The organism is Marinococcus sp. LNSP9103-4 (genome assembly GCF_056034345.1).
On the sequence record NZ_JBQLIA010000042.1, the window covers coordinates 1 to 6,046 of the forward strand.

Here is a 6,046-nt window from a genome sequence, read left to right on the forward strand (position 1 = left end):
CACGAAACACCGCGCAGGCGATGCTTGTTTATGCGGCGATGAACCTCAAAAAACTCGCCACCTGGCGGTGGCGACAGGCGTGTGCTTGCCTCTTGGGGCTTCTTTTTCCTCTCGACAGCATAACAAAGGCCTCCGAAAATGGATTTCGGAGGCCTTTGTCTACAATCTGAGCTGCCGGCAGAAGCCGGCAGCTTTGCTTTGTATCGGAGGTCAAAATCGGCCTGAGCGGAAAATTGCATACAGCAGCCAGATGAAGAGAAAGAACGACACGATAAAGCTGATCTCGATGACGGGGAGCTGAACGAGAATCGAATTGTTATCTCCAAACGTGGATCCGACGATAAGGCCCACCATCACGATACTGAAAGCAAGCAGTATAACGCTGAAGCTCAGACGGTTGCCGATACGGTCAAGCTTGTTCATTAAAATATTAATGCGGGGCATGCGTATATCGACACCGAGTTCATCATCATTGATTTTTTTCAGTGCGGAGCGAATCTCTTTGGGCAGCTCGCGGATATAGCCAAACTGCTCTTTGCCCTCTCGGAAAACATCCTCGATCCGGTCCCGCGGGTTCAGCCGTTCTTTAACGAGCATCCGGCCGTACGGTTCGGCAATTTCGACGATGCTTAAGTCCGGATCAAGCTCGGTGGCAATGGATTCAATGGTAATAATAGCTTTCGCAAGCATCGTAAATTCTTTATGGATGCTGATGCCATAGCGGTGCGAGGTGGAAAATACATCATTGATAGCTGCACCAATTTCTATTTCCTTAAATGGCGTTTCATAATATTTGGATAAAAGGTATTCCACATCTTCTTCAAAAATTTCCGTTTCCATATCTTCCGGAAAGTCGGCCATTTCATAAATTGCTGCCGCTACGTCCCGGGTATTCCGCCTCGTCATGGCAATAACATAGTTAACGAACTGCCTGCGCATGCTTTTACTTAAACGGCCGACCTGGCCGAAATCGATATAGGCGACAATGTTTCCTTCTTTAAAAAGCAGGTTCCCGGGGTGGGGGTCGCTGTGAAAAAAACCGGTGCGCAACACCTGGTGCAGAAAGGAATCCACCAGATGATGAGCGAGCTTCTTTTTATCAAATTCGACGGTGGAGTAATTAAGCTCGGAAAGCTTATAGCCATCGATGTATTCGATAGTCAAGACCCTCCGGGAGGACCAGGCTTCGTATACTTCGGGGACCTGTACAGATTCAAAATGCTGAAGGGTCCGGGCCATTTTTTCCACATTGCGGGCTTCGGTAAAATAGTCAAATTCATCCCGTATTGCAGATACGTATTCTTCGACAATATCCTGAAGCTGATAGAATTGGGCCCATTGAAACCGCTGGGTGAGGAGTCGTGCCAGATCCCGCAGAATATCGATATCCTGTTCGATAATCTCTTTAATGTGCGGCCGGCTGATTTTCACGACCACCTCCCGGCCGTCACGGAGGACTGCTTTATGTACCTGGCCAATGGAAGCTGCGGCTATGGGGGTTTCGTCAAAATAGGAATAAATATTGCCGAGAGGTTCATGCAGATCGTGCTCGATCACCGACTTGGCCGTCTCATATGGAAATGGAGGTACGTGATCCTGCAGTTTTGCAAGTTCATCAACGACGGACGGGGGGAAAATATCCTTCCGGGTGCTTACAAGCTGCCCGAGTTTGATGAACGCAGGACCGAGCTCCTCTACGACAAGCCGAAGACGGACCCCGATAGACTGCGTGTTCCAGTCATTGGGATCCGACATAATCCGCTTAGGAAGAGAAAGAATGTGAAAAAGTCCCACTTCCTGCAAAATATATCCGAAGCCGTGTTTCGCAAGCGTAGTAGCAATCTTTCTGTATCGATTTGCGTGCCGGATACTTTTTGTTATAGCCATGAAGCGTTCCTTCCTTTAATTAGAATTGGCGGTTATTCGTCGTCTGGTTTGTTCATCGCCTTTTCAATGGCATCGAGCTTTTGCTCGAGACGGTCAATATCACGTTTAGTGGCGATACCCATGCTTTCCGCCCGGTTTTCGAAGGAGTTTTTCGCCTGGCTGTTCCAGGAGTCGCTTTGAGCCGATCCCCGTTGAATCATTTCCTCTTTCCATTCGTCTGCTTCCCGGGGGGTTATTTTCCCCTTGGTGACCAGGTCATCGAGATATGTTTGAACTTTTTCCCGTCCGTATGAAGCCGCTCCGAGTCCTAGAAAAAATCCTTTTTTCAGCATGTCGTTCATGAAAAAATCCCCCTTTGTATTTTGTGAAAAAGTGTACTGCTAACATTATACCAAAGAATAGGGCGGGTAAAGAACTGCCGGGATTATCATTTATGTACCCTTCGCACAAAAGAGGAAAACGCACGGCTTTTCAGTATGCATATTCATGTTATAATAGTAAGGGTTTGAACGGGATCAAAAAGCGGCGGAGACGTTCTCCGCCGCTTTCGAGCATTTACACTAATCATGTTAACCGGGCATTCACGCTTGAAGTGGACGCACGCTAAGTAGAAAGGAACGTTGCTTGTATGGGGAATATACACATTGAAGACATTATCATAGCAAATCAAACACTGAAAGACGTGGTCACGCATACCCCATTGCAGAAAAACCAGGTGCTTTCTGAACGTTACGGGGCCAATATTTATTTAAAGCGGGAGGACCTCCAGGTGGTGCGCTCATTTAAAATCCGCGGGGCGTATTATATGATGAGCAGTATTCCGAAGGAAAAGCTTGAAAACGGCGTCGTATGTGCAAGCGCAGGAAATCACGCTCAGGGCGTGGCCTATTCCTGCCAGGAGCTGAAAGTGAAAGGCCATATTTTTATGCCGAACACGACTCCGCGCCAGAAAATTTCGCAGGTGAAGTTATTTGGGAAGGACTACGTGGAAGTAGTACTTACAGGCGACACGTTTGACGATGCCTATTACGAAGCAAACGCTTACGGCGAAGCGCATGAGATGGAATTTGTGCATCCGTTTAATAACGAAAAAGTGATCGCTGGTCAGGGAACGGTCGGGATGGAAATTATGAACGATATTGAAGAGCCGATCGATTATTTATTTTCCTGCGTCGGCGGAGGCGGCCTCGTATCCGGCGTTGGCACATACGTGAACTCCATTTCTCCTTCAACGAAGATCATTGGCTGCGAGCCGGCCGGAGCTCCCAGCATGAAAGCATCCATTGAAAATCAGGGCGTTGTCTCGCTCGACTACATCGACAAGTTTGTTGACGGAGCTGCTGTGAAGCGGGTCGGGGAACTGACGTATGACGTCTGCAAGGATCTGCTTAACAGCATTACGCTCGTGCCTGAGGGCAAGATATGTACGACGATTCTGGAGCTGTACAATGAAAATGCCGTCGTAGCTGAACCGGCCGGAGCCTTATCAATTGCGGCTCTTGATTTTCACAAAGAAGAAATTAAAGGAAAAACGGTCGTCTGCATCGTGAGCGGAGGGAATAATGATATCGGCCGCATGGAAGAAATGAGGGAAAAATCATTGATTTATGAAGGACTGCAGCATTATTTTATTGTGAACTTTCCGCAGCGTGCCGGCGCTCTCCGGGAATTTTTACATGATGTGCTCGGCCCGGACGATGACATTACCCGCTTTGAATACAACAAGAAAAACAATAAATCCAACGGCCCGGCGCTTGTCGGCATTGAAGTGACCTATCCATCGGACTACGATAAGCTGCTTACGAGAATGAGAGACCGCGGCATCAAATATACTGAAATCAACAAAGAAGAAACGCTGTTTAATTTCCTTATCTAATTAAGACGGTACACATGGGCAGAAAGGGAGCGGATACTATGATCAGCGAGAATCGGAACGGCTGGGTGGAGGTTATGATGCAGCAGGAGCATGCGGCTCTTTCCGGAGACTGCATGAAGTACTGGCACCATACAACGTTTAAAGAACAGGCGTCCTGGTCTTCGGCGCTTCAGGCTACAGCCCGCCATGACGATGCCTGGAAAACGCTTGACGAAGAACCGGTACTTGATGAAAACGGGTGGCCGGTATCCTTTGTCAATTATCCGGTCCCGCCGAAGCTCGGCGCCTACCGGAACACCATCAATGCTCTTGAAGAAGAGGACCCGTACCAGGCGTATTTGATCAGCAGCCACTACGGCTCATTTTTTAAAGACTCCGAGGTGCCGGAGGAAATTGCCTTTATGCAGGAGGAGATTGCCCGTCAGCAGCGCCTGATTGTCGGCTACCAGTGGAATTTCCTGATGGCAGCTGAACATTTTCATCTGCTTCAGTTTTTTGATGACCTGTCTCTCTATATTTGCATGAATACGCCGGGGGCGTCCAAAGAGGAGGAGGTCCCCTGGTTCCGGGACGGCTTCCGTCAGACATTTGCCTCCCTTGATCATGAAACGATTCATGCCCGCTGGGAAGACGAAGAGACGATAGCTCTACAGCCATTCCCTTTCACGGAAGCCTTTGCCGTCGAAGTGGAGCGGCGCTGTGTAAAGCAGCCGCTTAAGGCACCGAAGGATCTGTGGAATGTAAAGCCGGACAGCCGGCGGGTTACATTAAAGCCTGCTGAATAGCTGCTGAAAGCAAGATAAAGGAGGAATCATAATGTCACTGCAGGGAAAAAGAATTATTGCATTTGTCGAAGACGATTTTGAAGATCTGGAGCTGTGGGTCCCGGTCATGCGTCTGCGCGAAGAAGGCGCTGAAGTGCTGCTTACCGGCAAGGAAAATGGCAAATCGTATACAGGAAAACACGGGGTGCCGGCCGTCTCAGAGGCAGCACTTGCCGATATCGACCCGGCAGACTATGACGGAGTCCTGGTTCCTGGAGGATGGGCACCGGATAAACTCCGCCGCTACAGCGAAGTGCTCTCCATCGTCCGGCATATGGACGAGCATAAAAAAATCATCGGTGAAATCTGCCATGCCGGCTGGGTGCTTTCCTCCGCAGGCATCCTGCAGGGAGTTCACGTAACGAGCACTCCTGGTATTAAAGACGATATGACCAACGCCGGGGCAGTATGGTCGGACGAGCCGGTCGTCGTAGACGGCCATATCGTTTCAAGTCAGCGTCCGCCGGATATTCCAGCGTATAATCAGGCGCTTGTCGAAGCTTTTCGTACGCAGTAAAAACAAGAGACCAAAACAGCCGGCTGTGTCTAAAAGGATGCAGCCGTTTGAGGTCCTGATACAAAGCGGGTGAAACAAAATTGGAACGAATAACGAACAAACAGCTTGAGCAGATGCTCGAAGCGGAGGAAGGGCGTCGGTTGGTTTTGTTTACTTCGCCGACGTGTGGCACATGCCAGCTGGCAAAACGTATGCTTGCCCCAATAGAAAAATTGTATGCCGGCGCTTCTTTTCTGGAAGTGGATATTAATACTGCCCCTGTACAGGCCCGGCAGCTCGAAATTCAGAGTGTCCCGTGTTTAATCGTATTTGACACCGGGGAGGAAAAAGAGCGGATGTATAAAATGCAGTCGGGATCGTATTTGCTTGAGCAGCTCCACCCGTATTTGAAACAAGATTTAACAGAAAAAAAGGAGGATACCTATGCAGGCCCCTCAGTTTCAACTCAAAGAAATGTCGAGCGGCGTTGAATGGTCGCTTGAACAGCTGAAAGGAAAACCGGTGCTGTTGACGTTCTGGGCGTCCTGGTGCCCTGATTCTTCTGCGGACCTGGTGCAGAAGAACCGGTTTTATGAACAGATGAATGAAGACAGTCCGCTGCAGTTTGTTACGATTAATGTGACCGGCCGCGAACGGCGGGAAGAGGATCCTAAAACGTATGTGGAAAACAACAATTATCATTTCCCGGTGCTTCAGGACGAAGGTGTGGATACGTACAGACGCTATAAATGCGAAGGCGTACCGAGTACGTTTATTATTGATGAACAGGGCGAGATTGTAGCGCAATACGGAGATAAAGCATCGTTTATTGATATTATGCAGAGCCTGCAGAAGGTTAACAGCATATAAAAAGGCCCGCCGAGGATGAACTGTAACCTATAAAATGGACAGGAAATAAAAAGAGTCTAAGCTGTTAACAGATGATCCCGGTATTGGACCGGG

At 48.9% G+C, this 6,046-nt stretch carries 7 protein-coding genes; 5 read left to right on the forward strand and 2 right to left on the reverse strand.

Features of this window, described 5'->3' with window-relative positions:
* Positions 1 to 210: 210 nt before the first annotated feature.
* Positions 211 to 1,887, reverse strand: a complete 1,677-nt coding sequence (locus tag ACTRXG_RS16575; RefSeq protein ID WP_474286015.1) for an ABC1 kinase family protein — start codon at positions 1,885 to 1,887, stop codon at positions 211 to 213.
* A gap of 32 nt (positions 1,888 to 1,919) precedes the next feature.
* Entirely contained in the window at positions 1,920 to 2,228 is a 309-nt protein-coding gene (locus ACTRXG_RS16580) for a phasin family protein (RefSeq protein WP_474286017.1), read from the reverse strand.
* Positions 2,229 to 2,515: 287 nt separating this feature from the next.
* Here ACTRXG_RS16580 and ilvA point away from each other — a divergent pair, with 287 nt between their 5' ends.
* The 5 genes from ilvA to ACTRXG_RS16605 all read left to right on the forward strand — a co-directional run bounded on the left by ilvA (position 2,516) and on the right by ACTRXG_RS16605 (position 5,953).
* Positions 2,516 to 3,763 carry a threonine ammonia-lyase IlvA gene (gene ilvA / locus ACTRXG_RS16585; RefSeq protein WP_474262104.1) on the forward strand — a complete coding sequence of 416 codons (1,248 nt, stop codon included), beginning with the start codon at positions 2,516 to 2,518 and terminating at the stop codon, positions 3,761 to 3,763.
* 38 nt (positions 3,764 to 3,801) lie between these two features.
* Positions 3,802 to 4,548: a DUF3891 family protein gene (locus ACTRXG_RS16590; protein WP_474262102.1), complete on the forward strand. Its 747-nt coding sequence runs from the start codon at positions 3,802 to 3,804 to the stop codon at positions 4,546 to 4,548.
* Between the two features lie 31 nt (positions 4,549 to 4,579).
* Positions 4,580 to 5,104: a type 1 glutamine amidotransferase domain-containing protein gene (locus ACTRXG_RS16595; protein WP_322525104.1), complete on the forward strand. Its 525-nt coding sequence runs from the start codon at positions 4,580 to 4,582 to the stop codon at positions 5,102 to 5,104.
* An 80-nt stretch (positions 5,105 to 5,184) separates the two neighbouring features.
* Positions 5,185 to 5,574: a thioredoxin family protein gene (locus ACTRXG_RS16600; protein WP_474286019.1), complete on the forward strand. Its 390-nt coding sequence runs from the start codon at positions 5,185 to 5,187 to the stop codon at positions 5,572 to 5,574.
* On the forward strand, positions 5,528 to 5,953 hold the full coding sequence (locus tag ACTRXG_RS16605; RefSeq protein WP_474286022.1) for a TlpA family protein disulfide reductase: 426 nt from the start codon (positions 5,528 to 5,530) through the stop codon (positions 5,951 to 5,953). Before ACTRXG_RS16600 ends, ACTRXG_RS16605 begins: the two co-directional genes overlap by 47 nt.
* Positions 5,954 to 6,046: the final 93 nt, after the last annotated feature.